Source organism: Silvania sp., assembly GCF_051656365.1.
Classification (GTDB): domain Bacteria; phylum Pseudomonadota; class Gammaproteobacteria; order Enterobacterales; family Enterobacteriaceae; genus Enterobacter; species Enterobacter hatchlandensis.
The window spans coordinates 56,976-71,236 of sequence record NZ_JBOGBT010000092.1 but is presented as its reverse complement, the minus strand read 5'-3'; the positions used below and the strand labels follow the sequence as shown (position 1 = coordinate 71,236).

Here is a 14,261-nt window from a genome sequence, read left to right as displayed (position 1 = left end):
AGTCGCCGCCCGCGTACTCGTAGATGCGGCGGAAGCTGACGTCCGGAGTCAGGTCCTTGTAATCCTTGCACGCCAGCTCGCAGGTTTTACACCCGGTGCAGCGGCTGGAATCAATAAAAAATCCATACTGAGTGGTCATCGGCTACTCCTTATGCCTTCTCGATTTGCACCAGATTGGTGTGCTGTGGGTTGCCCTTCGCCAGCGGGGAAGGTCGGTGCGTGGTCAGGGTATTAATGCAGGAACCATGATCGACGCGGTCGCCGGTCATGTCCGCCGTATGCCACGCCCCCTGGCCCATGGCGCTGACGCCCGGCATGATGCGCGGAGTCACTTTCGCCGGAATACGCAGCTCGCCGCGAGCGTTGAACACCCGCACCATGTCGCCGTTTTTAATCCCGCGCGAGGCGGCATCCACCGGGTTGAGCCACACTTCCTGACGGCAGGCGGCCTGCAGCACATCCACGTTGCCGTAGCTGGAGTGGGTGCGGGCCTTGTAGTGAAAACCGAACAGCTGCAGCGGGAACTGGCTGCGGTCGGGCGCATCCCAGCCTTCAAAAGTAGAGGCATACACCGGCAGCGGGCTGATGGTTTCGTCCTTCTCCAGCTCCCACTTATCCGCAATATCTGCGAGGCGGCTCGAATAAATTTCGATTTTGCCGGACGGGGTTTTCAGCGGATGGGTCTGTGGGTCATCGCGGAATTTCTTATAGGCGACAAAATGCCCGTTCGGATCTTTGCGCTTGTAAATGCCCATCTCTTTGAGCGCCTCGTAAGAGGGAAGCTGCGCATCTTTGGCCACCATTTTGGCGTACAGATACTGCAGCCACTGTTCCTGAGTGCGGCCTTCGGTGAACTGTTGATGGATGTCCGGCCCAAGGCGTTTTGCCAGCTCGCTCATGATCCAGTAGATAGGTTTGCGTTCAAATTTAGGCGCGGTCACCGGCTGGAGGAAGATCAGGTAACCCATGTTGCCCGCGTAATCGTTAGGAATGATGTCTTCCTGTTCGACGGTCATTAAATCGGGCAGCAGCAGATCGGCATACTTCGCTGACGAGGTCATGAAGTTGTCGATCACCACGATCGTTTCGCACTGACTCTCGTCCTGCAGAATGTCGTGGGTTTTGTTGATGTCCGAGTGCTGGTTAATGATGGTGTTGCCCGCATAGTTCCAGATGAACTTGATCGGCACGTCAAGCTTCTCTTTGCCGCGCACGCCGTCGCGGGTGGCGGTCATTTCAGGGCCGCGGGCGATAGCGTCGGTCCAGCTAAAGCAGGAGATCTGTGTTTTGACCGGGTTGTCCGGCAGGGGCATGCGTTCGATGGTGATGGTATATGTCGATTCGCGCGCGCCGCTGTTGCCGCCGTTAATCCCGACGTTGCCGGTAAGAATTGGCAGCATCGCGATGGCACGCGAGGTCAGCTCGCCGTTGGCCTGACGCTGCGGACCCCAACCCTGGCAGATATAGGCCGGTTTGGCTGTGCCGATTTCCCGCGCCAGCTTGATGATGCGATCGGCCGGGATGCCGGTCACGCGGGATGCCCACTCCGGCGTTTTGGCCGTGGCATCGTCGCCGAGACCCAGAATGTAGGCTTTGTAATGGCCGTTAGCCGGAGCGCCTTCCGGCAGGGTGGTTTCGTCATAGCCGACGCAGTATTTATCGAGGAACGGTTGATCGACCAGATTCTCCGCGATCAACACCCACGCGATGCCCGCCACCAGCGCGGCGTCGGTGCCGGGACGGATGGGGATCCACTCATCTTCCCGTCCGGCGGCGGTATCGGTATAGCGCGGATCGATAACGATCATCCGCGCGTTCGAGCGTTCCCGCGCCTGTTCCAGATAGTAGGTTATCCCACCACCGCTCATGCGTGTTTCCGCCGGGTTATTGCCGAACATCACCACCAGCTTACTGTTTTCAATGTCGGAAGTGCTGTTACCGTCGTTGCTGCCGTAGGTGTAGGGCATGGCGCAGGCGATTTGGGCGGTGCTGTAGGTGCCGTAATGGCTAAGGAAGCCGCCGTAGCAGTTCATCAGCCGCGCCACCAACGAGGCATACGGCGAGGAGCGGGTTATGTTGCCGCCGACGATGCCGGAGGAGTAGTTAATGTAGACCGCTTCGTTACCGTATTTCTCCACCACGCCTTTGAGGCTGGTGGCCAGGGTGTCTAAGGCTTCATCCCAGCTGATGCGGGCAAATTTGCCTTCACCGCGTTTGCCCACCCGTTTCATCGGGTAGTTCAGCCGGTCGGGATGGTTGATGCGGCGGCGAATGGAACGTCCGCGCAGGCAGGCGCGCACCTGATGATTGCCGTAGATATCGTCCCCGGTATTGTCCGTCTCGACCCAGTACACTTCATCGTCGCGCACGTGCAGACGCAGGGCGCAGCGGCTGCCGCAGTTGACCGAGCAGGCCCCCCAGACCACTTTATCGGCGGCGGGTTGCAGGGTTTTTTGCACTACAGCGGCGGCAGGACGTAATCCAAAGGGCAGTGACAGACCGCCTGCAGCCAGCGCAAGGGATCCAATGGCGGTAGATTTGACAAGGGTACGGCGGCTGATCCCGCCGCTATGTTCATTTTCTGACATGACTCACTCCATTACGTTCATCGTTGGTGAACACGTTTTAGCCGTGATTAGAAGCAGGCTAATGGAGAGCGAGTTTTACCTGGAAAGAGGTAGATAATATTAATTTATATCAAGGCGAAGGGCATTCCCCCGCGATGACGGGGGATAAAATTCACTGCGGTTCAGTTGGCGCCTTGCCCTGCGAGGCCGCGCCGCTGACCGGATAGTTGCCGCTGCTGGTACGGGTATAGAGGATTTTAAAGGTGTCATTGGCGCAGTGGCCCACCACCTGAGCATCGGGTTGATCGGCCTGATCGTTCGGTACAATGTTCAGCGTAAAGCCGGACTCCGGTACGCCGTTGTTGATAATCCGCTGCTGAATGTCGCTCTTGATCCGCTCGCAGGTATCCGGTGCCGCCAGCGCGGCAGGGGCAATGCCCGCCAGCAAAAGTGCAGTAATCCAGGGTAACCTTTTCATCTCTGCCTCCTTACGACTGTGTGTGACTATAATTTTAGCAGGGTTAATATAAAGGACTGTATTTGCTAATATGATTGAGAATTATCTTCCTTTTTCGGTAAGCCATGTGAATAAACACGCCGTCATTGTTATCCTGGCAGGTCTGCTGGCGGGGTGTGACAACACCACTGCGCCGCTGTCGTTTACGCCAGAAATGGCGAGCTTTTCCAATGAGTTCGATTTTGATCCCCTGCGCGGGCCGGTGAAGGATTTTAGCCAGACCCTGTTTAACGAGAAAGGAGACGTGGCGAAGCGTGTCAGCGGAAGTCTGTCGACCGAAGGCTGCTTCGATAGCCTTGAGCTACATGACCTGGAGTCGAACTCGGGTATCGCGCTGGTGCTGGACGCTAACTACTATCTGGATGCCGAAACCCGGCAGAAAAAGCTGCGCCTGCAGGGTAAATGCCAGCTGGCGGAGATGGCCGCGTCGGGTCTGTCGTGGGATACCGATGACAACGGCTTTATCGTCAGCGCGCACGGAAAAAATATACAGGTGAGCTACCGCTACGATGCTGACGGCTACCCGCTGGGCAAAACCAGCGTTTTAGGCGATCAGCATCTGTCGATTGCAGCCACGCCGTCAGTCGATAAGCGCAAACGCATGGATTACACCGCCGTCAGTATGCTGAATGAAAAACCGCTGGGCAGTGTGAAACAGACCTGTGATTACGACAGTCATGACAACCCGGTGAAGTGCGAGCTGCTGATCGTGGATGAGAGCGTGAAGCCGGCGGTGGAGCGGAAGTACACCATCGAAAACAGTATTGAATACTACTAACAACCGCGCAGCGGGCTGCGCGGTCAGAGTTCACGGCGATCAGGGAGCAACCGTGCGGCCCGTGCGGCGATCGAGACAGCGCAGGGTGTTAGGTTCCCAGTAGGCATTCACGTTGGCGCTTTGCTGGCACTTATCGCGGACATCAAAAGCCACATCGTCTTTATCCCACTCTTTCTCCACGCGGGTATTCACCTTATTGCGCAGACTGCGGGTGTCATTCCATTGCTCTTTTTCCATGGCCGCGTTCTGACGGCTCTGGGCGCTGTCGCCGGACTCAATCACCAGTTTGCTGGTATTCGCCAGTACCGGGGCGGTAATGACCATGCTTCCCAGCGTCAGCATCGCCGCCAGGCACAGGCGGGTGCGCACTGTACTCATAACAATCTCCTTTTTGAGTGGAGGACAAATAAATGACCTGTCGCCCATTCTACGCCATTCCGTTTGTCAGGCATATCCGCAGACGCGCCAGGGAAATGTTTCGGGCAGATTCGGGTATCATACCTGAACCTGTCCTCACTCAATGTTAAATATGCTTAAAACAACTCTGCTGTTTTTTGCCACCGCGCTTTGCGAAATCGTCGGTTGCTTTTTGCCGTGGCTGTGGCTCAAGAAGGGCGCATCCGTTCTGCTGCTGGTTCCCGCCGGGGTGGCGCTGGCCCTGTTTGTCTGGCTGTTAACCCTGCATCCGGCGGCGAGCGGCCGCGTTTATGCCGCGTACGGCGGGGTGTACGTCTGCACGGCGCTGCTGTGGTTGCGCGTGGTTGATGGCGTCAAATTAAGCCTGTACGACTGGGCGGGCGCTGCGGTGGCGTTGTGCGGAATGTTAATCATCGTGGCAGGCTGGGGGCGCGCATGAGCGCCTCATTCTGTGATCCGGTATATATTTTTTGATCATCATACTTGTATGGTAGTAGGGTAATTGCGTAAGTTTCCTGCATCACAGCAAAAGATGTAAGGAACCGGAAAATGAAAATTGTAGGGGCTGAAGTTTTTGTAACCTGTCCAGGGCGCAACTTTGTCACACTGAAAATCACCACCGACGAGGGAATTGTCGGCCTGGGTGATGCCACCTTAAACGGACGCGAACTGTCCGTGGCCTCGTATCTGAAAGATCATCTCTGCCCGCAGCTCATTGGCCGCGATGCCCACCGTATCGAAGATATCTGGCAGTTTTTCTATAAAGGCGCGTACTGGCGTCGTGGCCCGGTCACCATGTCGGCGATCTCCGCCATCGATATGGCACTGTGGGATATCAAAGCGAAAGCCGCGAATATGCCGCTGTATCAGCTGCTGGGTGGCGCATCCCGTGAAGGGGTGATGGTTTATTGCCACACCACCGGCCACACCATCGACGACGTACTGGAAGATTACGCCCGTCATAAAGAGATGGGATTCAAGGCGATCCGCGTTCAGTGCGGCGTGCCGGGAATGAAAACCACCTACGGCATGTCTAAAGGAAAAGGGCTGGCGTACGAACCCGCGACCAAAGGCAACTGGCCGGATGAACAGCTGTGGTCAACCGAAAAGTACCTCGATTTTACCCCGAAATTGTTTGACGCCGTGCGTAACAAGTATGGCTTTAATGAACATCTCCTGCATGACATGCACCACCGCCTGACGCCGATTGAAGCTGCGCGCTTCGGCAAAAGCATCGAGCAGTACCGCATGTTCTGGATGGAAGACCCCACCCCGGCAGAAAACCAGGAGTGCTTCCGCCTGATCCGTCAGCACACGGTAACGCCGATTGCGGTAGGGGAAGTGTTCAATAGCATCTGGGATTGCAAACAGCTGATTGAAGAGCAGCTGATCGACTATATCCGCACCACCATTACCCATGCGGGGGGGATCACCGGGATGCGTCGGATTGCTGACTTCGCCTCGCTGTATCAGGTGCGTACCGGCTCTCACGGTCCGTCGGATCTCTCCCCAATTTGCCACGCGGCAGCGCTGCACTTTGACCTGTGGGTGCCGAACTTTGGCGTGCAGGAGTACATGGGCTATTCCGAGCAGATGCTGGAAGTCTTCCACACCAACTGGACCTTTGACGACGGCTACATGCACCCGGGTGATAAGCCTGGGCTGGGCATCGAATTTGATGAAAAACTGGCCGCGAAATATCCCTACGACCCTGCGTATCTGCCGGTGGCCCGTCTGGAAGACGGCACCCTGTGGAACTGGTAACGGAGCAGAAAATGAAAAGTATCGTTGTTCAACAACCGAATGCGCTGGTGATCGAAGATCGCCCGCTGCCAGTGCCCGCCGCGGGCGAGGTGCGCGTCAACGTCAAACTGGCCGGGATCTGCGGCTCCGACAGCCACATTTATCGCGGGCACAACCCGTTCGCCAAATACCCACGGGTGATCGGCCATGAATTCTTTGGCGTGATCGATGCGGTCGGCGAGGGCGTGGATAGCGTCCGTCTGGGCCAGCGCGTCTCGGTGGATCCGGTGATCAGCTGCGGCCATTGCTATCAGTGCTCGGTGGGCAAGCCGAACGTCTGCGCCTCGCTGGTGGTGCTGGGCGTGCACCGTGACGGCGGCTTCAGCGAATACGCTGCGGTACCGGCTAAAAATGCGAAGGTCATTCCGGATGCCATCAGCGACAAGCACGCGGTGATGGTCGAGCCCTTCACCATTGCCGCCAACGTCACCGGACACGTTAACCCGACCGAGCAGGATATAGCCCTGGTTTATGGTGCGGGCCCGATGGGGCTGGTGACGGTGCAGGCGCTGAAAGGCGTTTATCAGGTCAAGCAGGTGATTGTGGTCGACCGCATTGAAGAGCGTCTGGCGATGGCCCAGCGCAGCGGCGCGGACTGGGTAATCAACAATGGCAACCAGTCTCTGCAGGCGGTGCTGGATGAGAAGGGCATTAAGCCGACCCTGATTGTCGATGCAGCCTGCCATCCAACCATTCTGCAGGAGGCGATTACCCTGGCGTCCCCAGGCGCACGCATCGTGCTGATGGGCTTCTCCAGCGAACCGAGCCAGATCGTGCAGCAGGGCATCACCGGCAAAGAGCTGTCGATTTTCTCGTCACGCCTGAATGCCAATAAATTCCCGGTGGTTATCGACTGGCTGGAGAAAGGGCTGATCGACCCGGACAAACTCATTACCCATACCTTTGATTATAAAGATGTTAAAAACGCAATTGAACTGTTCGAAAAAGACCAGCGGCAGTGCTGCAAGGTTTTACTGACGTTCTCTTAATAACAATGAATGCGGTTTAGCGGTACGCATCTTACCCTGTTGAGATAGCCATTATGACTCAAGTACAACATGAAAGAAGCACATCTGACCTGGTCAAAGCCGCCGTATCGGGGTGGCTGGGCACCGCGTTAGAATTTATGGACTTCCAGCTCTATTCGCTGGGCGCAGCATTAGTTTTTCACGAGATATTCTTCCCGGAACAGTCCGCCGCGATGGCGCTTATTCTGGCGATGGGCACCTATGGCGCGGGCTATATCGCCCGTATCGTCGGCGCGTTTTTCTTCGGCAAAATGGGCGACCGGATTGGGCGTAAAAAGGTGCTGTTTATCACCATCACCATGATGGGGATCTGTACTACCTTGATCGGCGTGCTGCCGACGTACGCCCAGATTGGCATCTTTGCGCCGGTACTGCTGGTGACACTGCGTATTGTCCAGGGGCTGGGCGCAGGGGCAGAAATCTCCGGCGCGGGCACCATGCTGGCGGAGTATGCGCCGAAAGGGAAACGCGGCATCATTTCTTCGCTGGTGGCGATGGGCACCAACTGTGGCACCCTGAGCGCCACGGCGATCTGGGCGGCGATGTTCTTCTTCCTCGATCGTGAAGAACTGGTGGCCTGGGGCTGGCGTGTGCCGTTCCTCGCAAGCGTGGTCGTCATGATCTTTGCTATCTGGCTGCGCATGAACCTGAAAGAGAGTCCGGTATTTGAGCAGGTCAATGCGGAAGATGCTCCCGTGCAGTCTGACGATCGGGAAAGCACCCTGGGAGCGATGTTCAAGAGCAAATCGTTCTGGCTGGCGACCGGCCTACGCTTTGGTCAGGCGGGTAACTCCGGTCTGATTCAGACCTTCCTTGCCGGTTATCTGGTCCAGACCCTGCTGTTTAACAAAAGCATTCCCACCGATGCGTTAATGATCAGCTCCATCCTCGGCTTTATTTCCATTCCGCTACTGGGTTGGCTGTCCGATAAAATAGGTCGTCGTTTACCCTATATTGTGTTGAATATCTCCGCCATTATTCTGGCGTACCCGATGCTGTCGATTATTGTGGATAACGCATATTCGCCGGGGGTGATCATGACCTCGATTATCATTATTCACAACTTTGCGGTGCTGGGATTATTTGCCCTGGAGAACATCACCATGGCAGAAATGTTTGGCTCACGTAACCGCTTTACCCGGATGGCGATCTCGAAAGAGGCCGGGGGTCTGGTGGCAGTCGGGTTCGGCCCATTACTGGCGGGGATCTTCTGTAATATGACCGGCTCATGGTGGCCAATTGCGGTGATGATGGTGGTTTATTCGCTGATCGGGCTGATCTCTGCGATCCTGATGCCTGAAGTGTGCGACCGTGATTTGAGCACCCTGGACGATGCCGCAGAAGACAAACCTCGTGTAGCGGGCGTCAATCCGCGCGGCAACCATAGCGCTATTTCCTGATCCACACTGACTCTCCTGCACCCGCAGGGGAGTCATTTTTTTAGACCCTTGCAACAGACAGCAGGAAGAGTGGTATACAGCCCTGAGGCTAATTCTGGATGTTGTCACACAACTTTTAATTGATGTCACACCAGATGGCAAAAAGTTATCGTAAATCAAAATATCAACATCAACAATCAGTATGGTTAACGGCATCAGTTTTTATACCTACTGCCATTCTAGTTGGGTTAGTGGGTCGGTGGTGCCATGAGGCGTAACTGCACTGCAGAACACCGGCCAGGATCGTCGCTTAATCAATTTAACGAGTACTATCATGAAAAATCCGTTATTCCATGCGCAAGCAACCCTGCCTCACTACAACCGCGATAACCTGAAGCCTAAAATAGTGCATCTGGGTTTTGGCGCTTTCCATCGTGCGCACCAGGCGGTGTATGCCGATATTCTTGCCGCCGAACACGGCAGCGACTGGGGTTTTTGCGAGGTCAACCTGATTGGCGGTGAGCAGCAGATTGCGGACCTCAAAGCCCAGGACAATCTCTACACCGTGGCAGAAATGTCCGCCGATGCCTGGACTGCGCGGGTTGTCGGGGTGGTGAAGCACGCCCTGCATGCGCAGGTCGATGGTCTGGAAGCGGTGCTGTCGGCGATGTGTGAGCCGCAGGTTGCGATTGTCTCGCTGACCATCACCGAGAAAGGCTACTGCCACGCCCCTGCAACCGGACAGCTGATGCTCGATCATCCGCTGATCGCTGCCGATCTGAATAACCCGCACCAGCCGGGCTCCGCCGTTGGCGTGGTGGTCGAAGCGCTGGCGCGGCGTAAAGCGGCGGGCCTGCCTGCCTTTACCGTAATGTCCTGCGACAACATGCCCGAGAACGGTCATGTGATGCGCAATGTCACCTGCGCCTACGCTCGCGCGGTTAATAGCGAGCTGGCCGACTGGATCGAAACCCACGTCACCTTCCCGTCGACAATGGTTGACCGTATTGTGCCCGCCGTTACTGCCGATACCCTGAACAAAATCGAACAAATCACCGGCGTGCGCGATCCGGCAGGTGTGGCCTGCGAACCGTTCCGTCAGTGGGTCGTAGAAGACAATTTTGTTGCCGGTCGTCCGGCGTGGGAGAAAGCAGGCGCCGAGCTAGTGGCCGACGTGATCCCGTTCGAAGAGATGAAGCTGCGTATGCTCAACGGCAGCCACTCATTCCTGGCGTATCTGGGCTACCTGGCGGGCTATCAGCACATTAATGACTGCATGGAAGACGCCAACTACCGTCGCGCTGCGCATGCCCTGATGCTGAACGAGCAGGCACCGACGCTGAAAGTCACTGGCGTCGATCTGGGTCGCTATGCGGATCTGCTGATCGAGCGTTACAGCAATCCGGCGCTGCGTCACCGCACCTGGCAGATCGCGATGGACGGGAGCCAGAAGCTACCGCAACGTATGCTGGATTCCGTGTGCTGGCATCGAGTACATCAGCTGCCCTTCCCGCTGCTGGCGCTGGGCGTGGCAGGCTGGATGCGCTATGTCGGGGGTGTGGATGAGCGCGGTGAAGCCATCGAGGTGTGCGATCCACTGCTACCGATGATCCAGCAGGCAGTGCAGGGCAGCGCCGAAGGGGCATCACGCGTGAAGGCGTTGATGGGCATCGAGGCGATTTTTGGTAATGAACTGCCGCAGGACGCGACTTTTGTTGAGGCAGTCACAGCGGCGTATCTGACGTTGCTGGAGAAAGGGGCAAAAGCCACGGTGGCGCAGTACATCGCGGGCTAATGCTGTCGAATGCCGCCGCCGTGGCGGCATTCATTTTTACGGCTACTCTTCGCTAAACCACTCGCTATTTTCCTGCCGAATTAACTGCACCGATTCGCCAATTTCCTGTAGATGCACGGTCATCGCTTTTTCCACTGCATCGGCATCGTGTTTTTCCAGCGCGCTGAAAATATCGTGATGCTGACGGAGCAGCATCTCCGGCGGCGAGACGTGATCGAGGCTCATATAGCGTACCCGATCCATCGTCGCTTTGATGTTCTCGATGGTGTCCCATGCCAGCTGGCAATCGGCAATCTGCGCCAGCTTCTGATGGAACTCATCGTCCAGCAGGAAGAAATCATTCAGCTGTTTGCGCTCAATGGCGATGCGCTGCTGATGCAGGTTTTGCTCAAGCAGGTAACACTGATGGCTGTCGATAAGGTTCGCGGCGCGACGTGCGACGGCGCATTCTATGGCCTGACGAACAAAACAGCCGTTGCGGACCTGCGAGAGTGAAATCTTGTTTACGTAGCTGCCGCGCTGGGGACGGATCTGAATCAGGCCGTTTTCAGCAAGCTTAATAAAGGCTTCGCGAACAGGCTGGCGAGAGACGTCGAAGCGGATCGACACCTCTTTTTCAGACAGCGGGGTACCCGGCGGGATCAGACAGTGAACAATGTCGCTGCGCAAAATACGGTAAATTTGCTGATTAACAGGTTGGGTCGGATTGAGTTGCGATTCAACGGCCATTCGATGTGATTTCTCAGAGAGTTAACCAGTAAATACTACCATTCTTTTCGCGGGCATCCCATACCCGACCCGCAGGCCGGGCGAGGAAAGATCAGCCGCGATGCACGCTCAGACCAGCAAAACTCTGGCTTACCGGCATTATTTCAAGGGTGTTGATGTTGACGTGCTTCGGCAGCGTCGCCACCCACCAGACGGCTTCCGTTACATCTTCCGGAGTTAGTGCGTCGGTGTTTTCATAGGTTTTACCCGCTTTGGCGTCATCGCCTTTGAAGCGGACATTGGAAAACTCAGTGCCACCCACCAGACCCGGTTCGATATCGGTCACGCGGATTGCCGTGCCATGCAGGTCGGTGCGCAAGTTAAGGCTGAACTGACGCACAAAGGCTTTGGTTGCACCGTAGACGTTGCCGCCCGCGTATGGCCAGCTTCCGGCGGTGGAGCCGATATTGATCACGTGACCACGATTGCGCTCGACCATTCCCGGCAGCACGGCGCGGGTCATGTACACCAGCCCTTTATTGTTGGTGTCGATCATCGTTTCCCAGTCTTCGACGCTGGCTTTATGCGCAGGTTCAAGACCCAGCGCCAGCCCGGCGTTATTCACCAGTACGTCGATGGCTTGCCATTCAGCGGGCAGATTAGCCAGCATCTCTTCAATGGAGGCGCGGTTACGCACGTCCAGCTGCGCGGTCAGAATGCTGTCGCCGAGCTCGTCTTTCAGCTCCTGCAAACGCTCCTGACGGCGGCCGGTGGCAATCACTTTGTGCCCGTTGGCAACGAAGCGACGCGTGATGCTTTCACCAAAACCTGCGGTCGCCCCGGTAACTAAAATAATCATGTCACTGTTCCTCAACGCTTTTTGTGTAGTACTACCATAGCATGTGATCTGACGCAGGGTAAGGCGACTTTTCGCACCGCAACCGTCGCGGAGATTGCAGCGCAGGGCGGGCTGACCTACTCTGGTGAGATTCATCATATTCCGGAGTCTGATATGTCTGGCACTAACCCCTTTTTAGCACGCAGCACGCTGCCGTACCAGGCACCGCGTTTTGATCTGATCGACGACCATCAATACCGTCCGGCCTTTGATGAGGCGATCCGCCAGAAGCGCGATGAAATCGCGGTAATTGCGGGTTCGACTGACGCTCCGGATTTTGCCAATACCGTGCTGGCGCTGGAGAACAGCGGTGAACTGCTGAGCCGGGTGAGCAACGTCTTTTTTGCCATGACCTCGGCGCATACCAATGATTATCTGCAAGAACTGGAGGAGGCCGTCTCAACTGAACTGGCGGCACTTGCCAATGATATCTGGTTGAATGACGCGCTTTTTGCCCGGGTGGATGCTATTTACCATGTGCGACAGACGCAGGCAGCGGATGCCGAGTCTCTGCGGTTGATTGAGGAACTGCATCAGCGTTTTATTCTGGCCGGTGCCCGGCTGGGAGACGCACAAAAACAAGAACTGAAAGCGCTCAATACGGAATCGGCCACGCTGACCAGCCAGTTTAACCAGCGCCTGCTGGCGGCAGATAAAGCCGGTGGGCTGGTGGTGGATTATCGCCATCAGCTGGACGGTTTGAGCCCGGCGGAACAAGCGGCCGCCGCGCAGGCCGCTGCCGATAAAGGGCTTACCGATCGCTGGTTGATTCCACTGCTGAACACCACCCAGCAGCCTGCGCTGCAGCAGCTGCGCGATCGCCAGACCCGAGAAAATCTGTTTAACGCAGGCTGGCTGCGCACGCAAAAAAACGATGCCAACGACACCCGAGAGCTGGTGCGTCGACTGGTTGCGCTGCGCGCGCGACAGGCGGAACTGCTGGGCTTTGCTAACTTCGCGAGCTGGAAAATCGCCGATCAGATGGCGAAAACCCCCGAAGCCGCACTGCAGTTTATGCGCGGGATCGTCCCGGCCGCGCGCAAACGTGCCCTGCAGGAACAGGCCGATATCCAGAAGGTGATCGACGATGAGCAGGCCCGCTTTACCGTTCGGGCCTGGGACTTGTCGTTTTATGCCGAGCGCGTGCGGCTGGCGAAATATGCTCTCGATGAATCGCAGGTTAAACCCTACTTTGCCCTTAATACGGTGCTGACCGACGGCGTTTTCTGGGCAGCGACCCAGCTGTTCGGCATTACCTTTGTCGAGCGGACGGACATTCCGGTCTATCACCCGGACGTGCGCGTCTGGGAAATACTCGACAACAATGGGGAAGGGATGGCGCTGTTTTACGGCGACTTCTTCGCCCGGGATTCGAAAGGCGGCGGGGCGTGGATGGGCAACTTCGTTGAACAGTCCCATGAGTCTGGGGCTCGTCCGGTGATCTACAATGTCTGCAACTACCAAAAACCCGCGGAAGGCCAGCCCGCGCTGATCTCCTGGGATGATGTGATTACTCTGTTCCACGAGTTTGGTCATACCCTGCACGGACTGTTTGCCAGCCAGCGTTTTGCCACGCTCTCCGGCACCAATACACCGCGCGATTTTGTCGAATTCCCGTCGCAAATTAACGAACACTGGGCCAGCCACCCAGAGGTGTTTGCCCACTATGCCCGGCACTATCAAACCTGGGAACCGATGCCTGAGGATTTGCGCGAGAAAATGCTCAGCGCCACCCAGTTTAATAAAGGCTACGACATGACAGAGTTGCTGGCGGCGGCCCTGCTGGATATGAACTGGCATGGGGTAACCGCCAGCGAAGCGCCAGACGATGTCGAGACATTTGAAACCGCCGCGCTGGACAGCGAGCAGTTGCTGCTTCCGGCCATTCCCCCGCGCTATCGCAGCAGTTACTTCGCCCATATCTTCGGCGGCGGTTATGCAGCGGGCTATTACGCTTATTTATGGACCCAAATGCTGGCCGATGACGGCTATCAATGGTTCGTGGAAGAGGGCGGATTGAACCGTGAAAACGGCCAGAAATTCCGCGAGGCGATTTTGTCTCGCGGCAATAGTACTGATTTAGCTGAACTTTATCGCGCGTGGCGCGGGCACGATCCGAAGATCGAGCCGATGCTGGTGAATCGCGGGTTGAGTGCGTAGGGCTTTTTTAGGTTGAAAACAGAACCGGGCATGATGCCCGGTTTTTTGTCCTGTTTATTCCTCTCCAAAACTTCTCCAAACTGAATCCTTAAATTCTGCGAAAGCTGGTTGTTCCGACGGTTCGGATGATCTCCCGCGAAATCCGCCGCACCAGGAACAAGCTGGCCAACCTGGAGAAATTGCGTGATGCTGCTCGCGTCGTTGGCCGCCA

The 14,261-nt window shown here is 56.5% G+C and carries 13 protein-coding genes; 7 read left to right on the top strand and 6 right to left on the bottom strand.

Translation table 11 applies throughout. The annotated features are described in order from the left end of the window. The 3 genes from ACRDD5_RS17595 to ACRDD5_RS17585 all read right to left on the bottom strand — a co-directional run. A partial coding sequence (locus ACRDD5_RS17595) for a 4Fe-4S binding protein (protein ID WP_023223136.1) occupies positions 1–139 on the bottom strand: 139 nt, incomplete at its 3' end. Between the two features lie 10 nt (positions 140–149). Continuing rightward, positions 150–2,588, bottom strand: coding sequence for a selenate/tellurate reductase subunit YnfE (ynfE, locus tag ACRDD5_RS17590; protein ID WP_438677517.1), 2,439 nt, complete (start codon positions 2,586–2,588; stop codon positions 150–152). A 151-nt stretch (positions 2,589–2,739) separates the two neighbouring features. After that, positions 2,740–3,045: a DUF1161 domain-containing protein gene (locus tag ACRDD5_RS17585; protein ID WP_438677516.1), complete on the bottom strand. Its 306-nt coding sequence runs from the start codon at positions 3,043–3,045 to the stop codon at positions 2,740–2,742. 106 nt (positions 3,046–3,151) lie between these two features. Between ACRDD5_RS17585 and ACRDD5_RS17580 the strand changes: the two genes are divergently transcribed. Further along, on the top strand, positions 3,152–3,862 hold the full coding sequence (locus tag ACRDD5_RS17580) for a YnfC family lipoprotein (RefSeq protein WP_438677519.1): 711 nt from the start codon (positions 3,152–3,154) through the stop codon (positions 3,860–3,862). Positions 3,863–3,901: 39 nt separating this feature from the next. Here ACRDD5_RS17580 and ACRDD5_RS17575 read toward each other — a convergent pair whose 3' ends face one another. Then, positions 3,902–4,240: a DUF1283 family protein gene (locus tag ACRDD5_RS17575; RefSeq protein WP_271283668.1), complete on the bottom strand. Its 339-nt coding sequence runs from the start codon at positions 4,238–4,240 to the stop codon at positions 3,902–3,904. Positions 4,241–4,391: 151 nt separating this feature from the next. Between ACRDD5_RS17575 and ACRDD5_RS17570 the strand changes: the two genes are divergently transcribed. The 5 genes from ACRDD5_RS17570 (at position 4,392) to ACRDD5_RS17550 (ending at position 10,284) form a co-directional block, all read left to right on the top strand. Next, positions 4,392–4,718, top strand: coding sequence for a YnfA family protein (locus ACRDD5_RS17570; RefSeq protein WP_271283667.1), 327 nt, complete (start codon positions 4,392–4,394; stop codon positions 4,716–4,718). Positions 4,719–4,828: 110 nt separating this feature from the next. Further along, positions 4,829–6,043: a D-mannonate dehydratase ManD gene (gene manD, locus ACRDD5_RS17565; protein WP_438677515.1), complete on the top strand. Its 1,215-nt coding sequence runs from the start codon at positions 4,829–4,831 to the stop codon at positions 6,041–6,043. Between the two features lie 11 nt (positions 6,044–6,054). Then, positions 6,055–7,071, top strand: a complete 1,017-nt coding sequence (locus ACRDD5_RS17560) for a Zn-dependent oxidoreductase (protein WP_438677514.1) — start codon at positions 6,055–6,057, stop codon at positions 7,069–7,071. A gap of 53 nt (positions 7,072–7,124) precedes the next feature. Next, positions 7,125–8,510, top strand: coding sequence for an MFS transporter (locus tag ACRDD5_RS17555; RefSeq protein ID WP_438677513.1), 1,386 nt, complete (start codon positions 7,125–7,127; stop codon positions 8,508–8,510). Between the two features lie 313 nt (positions 8,511–8,823). Further along, complete coding sequence (locus ACRDD5_RS17550; RefSeq protein ID WP_438677512.1) at positions 8,824–10,284, top strand: mannitol dehydrogenase family protein; 1,461 nt, start codon at positions 8,824–8,826, stop codon at positions 10,282–10,284. Positions 10,285–10,326: 42 nt separating this feature from the next. On the opposite strand, the gene ACRDD5_RS17545 is transcribed toward ACRDD5_RS17550, so the two are convergent. Beyond that, positions 10,327–11,013, bottom strand: a complete 687-nt coding sequence (locus ACRDD5_RS17545; protein ID WP_438677511.1) for a GntR family transcriptional regulator — start codon at positions 11,011–11,013, stop codon at positions 10,327–10,329. Positions 11,014–11,104: 91 nt separating this feature from the next. Continuing rightward, positions 11,105–11,851 carry a bifunctional NADP-dependent 3-hydroxy acid dehydrogenase/3-hydroxypropionate dehydrogenase YdfG gene (gene ydfG / locus ACRDD5_RS17540; RefSeq protein WP_271283597.1) on the bottom strand — a complete coding sequence of 249 codons (747 nt, stop codon included), beginning with the start codon at positions 11,849–11,851 and terminating at the stop codon, positions 11,105–11,107. A gap of 153 nt (positions 11,852–12,004) precedes the next feature. Between ydfG and dcp the strand changes: the two genes are divergently transcribed. After that, a complete protein-coding gene (dcp, locus tag ACRDD5_RS17535) occupies positions 12,005–14,050 on the top strand; it encodes a peptidyl-dipeptidase Dcp (protein ID WP_438677510.1) in 2,046 nt (681 codons plus the stop codon). The last annotated feature ends 211 nt before the right edge of the window (positions 14,051–14,261 follow it).

Excerpts from the sequence above, each read along its gene's own strand:
- ynfE (WP_438677517.1), bottom strand. The coding sequence starts at position 2,588 with ATGTCAGAAAATGAACATAGCGGCGGGATCAGCCGCCGTACCCTTGTC.
- ACRDD5_RS17585 (WP_438677516.1), bottom strand. The coding sequence starts at position 3,045 with ATGAAAAGGTTACCCTGGATTACTGCACTTTTGCTGGCGGGCATTGCC.
- ACRDD5_RS17575 (WP_271283668.1), bottom strand. The coding sequence starts at position 4,240 with ATGAGTACAGTGCGCACCCGCCTGTGCCTGGCGGCGATGCTGACGCTG.
- ACRDD5_RS17570 (WP_271283667.1), top strand. The coding sequence starts at position 4,392 with ATGCTTAAAACAACTCTGCTGTTTTTTGCCACCGCGCTTTGCGAAATC.
- manD (WP_438677515.1), top strand. The coding sequence starts at position 4,829 with ATGAAAATTGTAGGGGCTGAAGTTTTTGTAACCTGTCCAGGGCGCAAC.
- ACRDD5_RS17560 (WP_438677514.1), top strand. The coding sequence starts at position 6,055 with ATGAAAAGTATCGTTGTTCAACAACCGAATGCGCTGGTGATCGAAGAT.
- ACRDD5_RS17555 (WP_438677513.1), top strand. The coding sequence starts at position 7,125 with ATGACTCAAGTACAACATGAAAGAAGCACATCTGACCTGGTCAAAGCC.
- ACRDD5_RS17550 (WP_438677512.1), top strand. The coding sequence starts at position 8,824 with ATGAAAAATCCGTTATTCCATGCGCAAGCAACCCTGCCTCACTACAAC.
- ACRDD5_RS17545 (WP_438677511.1), bottom strand. The coding sequence starts at position 11,013 with ATGGCCGTTGAATCGCAACTCAATCCGACCCAACCTGTTAATCAGCAA.
- ydfG (WP_271283597.1), bottom strand. The coding sequence starts at position 11,851 with ATGATTATTTTAGTTACCGGGGCGACCGCAGGTTTTGGTGAAAGCATC.
- dcp (WP_438677510.1), top strand. The coding sequence starts at position 12,005 with ATGTCTGGCACTAACCCCTTTTTAGCACGCAGCACGCTGCCGTACCAG.